The organism is Bradyrhizobium sp. P2_E8, from assembly GCF_056403875.1.
This window is the reverse complement of sequence record NZ_JBFUES010001113.1, coordinates 1-2,273: the sequence shown is the minus strand read 5'-3', so window position 1 is coordinate 2,273 and position 2,273 is coordinate 1. Positions and strand designations below refer to the sequence as shown.

The 2,273-nt window shown below is 65.5% G+C and carries 4 protein-coding genes; 1 reads left to right on the top strand and 3 read right to left on the bottom strand.

What is annotated here, in order from left to right; translation table 11 throughout:
- On the top strand, window positions 1-370 hold a 370-nt coding region (locus AC1D00_RS37380; RefSeq protein WP_477014122.1), incomplete at its 5' end, for a CheR family methyltransferase.
- Window positions 371-532: 162 nt separating this feature from the next.
- Here AC1D00_RS37380 and AC1D00_RS37375 read toward each other — a convergent pair.
- The 3 genes from AC1D00_RS37375 to AC1D00_RS37365 all read right to left on the bottom strand — a co-directional run.
- Window positions 533-1,693: a glutathionylspermidine synthase family protein gene (locus tag AC1D00_RS37375; protein WP_477014121.1), complete on the bottom strand. Its 1,161-nt coding sequence runs from the start codon at window positions 1,691-1,693 to the stop codon at window positions 533-535.
- A gap of 3 nt (window positions 1,694-1,696) precedes the next feature.
- Window positions 1,697-2,086 (bottom strand): hypothetical protein, encoded by a 390-nt coding sequence (locus tag AC1D00_RS37370; RefSeq protein WP_404558703.1) that lies wholly within the window; start codon window positions 2,084-2,086, stop codon window positions 1,697-1,699.
- A gap of 1 nt (window position 2,087) precedes the next feature.
- On the bottom strand, window positions 2,088-2,273 hold a 186-nt coding region (locus AC1D00_RS37365), incomplete at its 5' end, for a DUF350 domain-containing protein (protein ID WP_477014120.1).

The following is a 2,273-nucleotide window of genomic DNA, read 5'->3' as shown; positions in this document are numbered from 1 at the left end:
GATGAAGTACTTCACGCAAGTCGGCGAGCTCTGGCAGCTCAATGCCGACATTCGCGCGATGGTGCAGTTCCGCCAGCTCAATCTGTTGCAGGACTTCTCCCATCTCGGCACGTTCGACGTGATCTTCTGCCGCAACGTGCTGATCTATTTCGACCAGGACACCAAGGCGGTGATCTTCGAGCGCATGGCGAAGGGATTGGAAGCCGACGGCACGCTGCTGCTTGGCGCTGCCGAATCCGTCGTCGGCATCACCGACGCGTTCCGTCCCGTCACCGAGCGCCGCGGTCTCTATCAGCTCAACCCGGCGCGCTCCGGCCGCCCCATGGGCGGATTGACGCCGCAGCCGCTGAGGGTCGCCGCGGCGAGGTGAGGCCCATTCTCGTCATTCCGGGGCGGCGCGTGAGCGCCGAGGCCGGAATCCATAACCACAGGCCATCGTAACGGGCAGGCTGGTAAATCCGGCCTCCTTCATCTGCCTGTGGTTATGGATTCCGGGCTCGCGACTTTGTCGCGCCCCGGAATGACGGAGGCCTCACAAAATCGCATGCGGCAGAAACCGCGAGCCGTTACCGGTGATCGCACTCTCGTCTTCGCGGATCGATAGGCCGCAGGGTTCGTGGTTCACGAGCCAGCTTCCGATCACCGGATAGAAGCCCGAGAAGTTCGGCAGTGGCGAGAGCGCCTGCCGCACGAAGCCTTCTGCACCATAAGGACCCGCATGCTCGTCGAGCGGCATTCCGCCGGACACCAGCGTGACGTTGGCGCCTTCGCGCGACAGCAGCGGCTTGCGCACATAGGAGCTGCCGAGCTCGGCGGCGCGCGGATCGTCCTCGAAGAAGGCGGGCAGCAGATTGGGATGGTTCGGAAACATCTCCCAGAGCAGCGGCAGGATGCCCTTGTTGGAGAGCACTGCCTTCCATGGCGGCTCGATCCAGCGCGTCGGCGCGCCGTCAAGCTTTGCGCCGAAGGCGTCGTGAAACATCCATTCCCAGGGATAGAGCTTGAAGGCGAGTGCGATGTCGCTGTTATCGAGATCGACGAAGCCGCCCGCCTCGTCGCGCCAGCCGATCGCTTCAATGTCGAGCAGCGTGGTCGATAGCCCCGCCTGGCGCGCGGTGTCCTCGAGATAGGCCAGCGTGCCCGCGTCCTCCTCGTTGCCGGTGGTGCCGGTGAGATGGACATGACGGCCTGCGGCAATCTCTTTCCAGGCTTCGATCAGCCGCTCGTGGATGGAGTTGAACTGGTCGGCGCGCACCGGGATGATGCGGCGTTCGATCGCCTGCTCGAGCCAGGTCCATTGGAACACGGCGGCCTCGAAGATCGAGGTCGGCGTGTCCGCGTTGTATTCGAGCAATTTCGCCGGACCATGGCCGTCGAATTTCAGATCGAGCCGGCCGTAGAGGCTGCGGTCGTCGCGCTGCCAGCTCGCTCTGATCAGATCCCAGAACGCCTGAGGGACCTTCAAGCGCTGCAGATGGCGCTCGTCGCCGATGACGCGGCCGGCAAGCTCCAGGCACATCGCGTCGATCTCGCCGGTCGGCGTCTCGATGCCGCGCTCGATCTCGTCGAGGGTGAAGGCGTAATAGGCGCGCTCGTCCCAATAGCGCTCGCCGCCGTTGGTGTGGAAGACGAAGCCGCATTGCGCCGCGGTCTCTCGCCAGTCGGCACGCTCGAGGCAGGTGATGCGCCGCATGGATCAGCCCCCGCCCGAGAAGCCATGGCCAAACGAGCCGAAGCCGCCGCGGCTCACGCTGCTGTGGCCGGAATCGGACGACGTTCCCGACGAGGAATGGCTGGAGGAATCGCTGCTGAAGAAGCTCGATCGCGACGATGAGCCCGAGCCGCCGCTGCCGCCCGAGGAACTGCTTCTGCTGCTGCTGCACGCGGTGCTCGTCTGCACCGCTGGATCCGTCCCGGGAGGAGAGGGCTCGCAGGTCTGCCGCGGCATCAGCGTGTAGGCGGTGGTCCCGACCGCGAGCGTGCCCATCACCAGGAGGGCGACATGGCCGGAGCGCTTCGCCGGCGCCCGTGGTGTCGGCTGCACCGGCCGGCGCTTGCCGAACTCCCTGGAGGGTTTGTCGGCCATGTCAGTAGATCATGCAGGCGGCGTTGAGGAGACCGGCTGCGAGCGAGGACAGCCCGAGCCAGATCGCCGGGGCGAGCTCGCCGTCGGCAATCCGCGCCGACAGGTTCGGCACCGGGACCTTCACGAGAAAGAACACGATGACCTGGACGATCAGGGCGATCACCGCCCAGATCAGGCAGTCCAGCAC

Coding starts and splice junctions, on each gene's coding strand:
- AC1D00_RS37375 (WP_477014121.1), bottom strand. CDS start 1,693: ATGCGGCGCATCACCTGCCTCGAGCGTGCCGACTGGCGAGAGACCGCG.
- AC1D00_RS37370 (WP_404558703.1), bottom strand. CDS start 2,086: ATGGCCGACAAACCCTCCAGGGAGTTCGGCAAGCGCCGGCCGGTGCAG.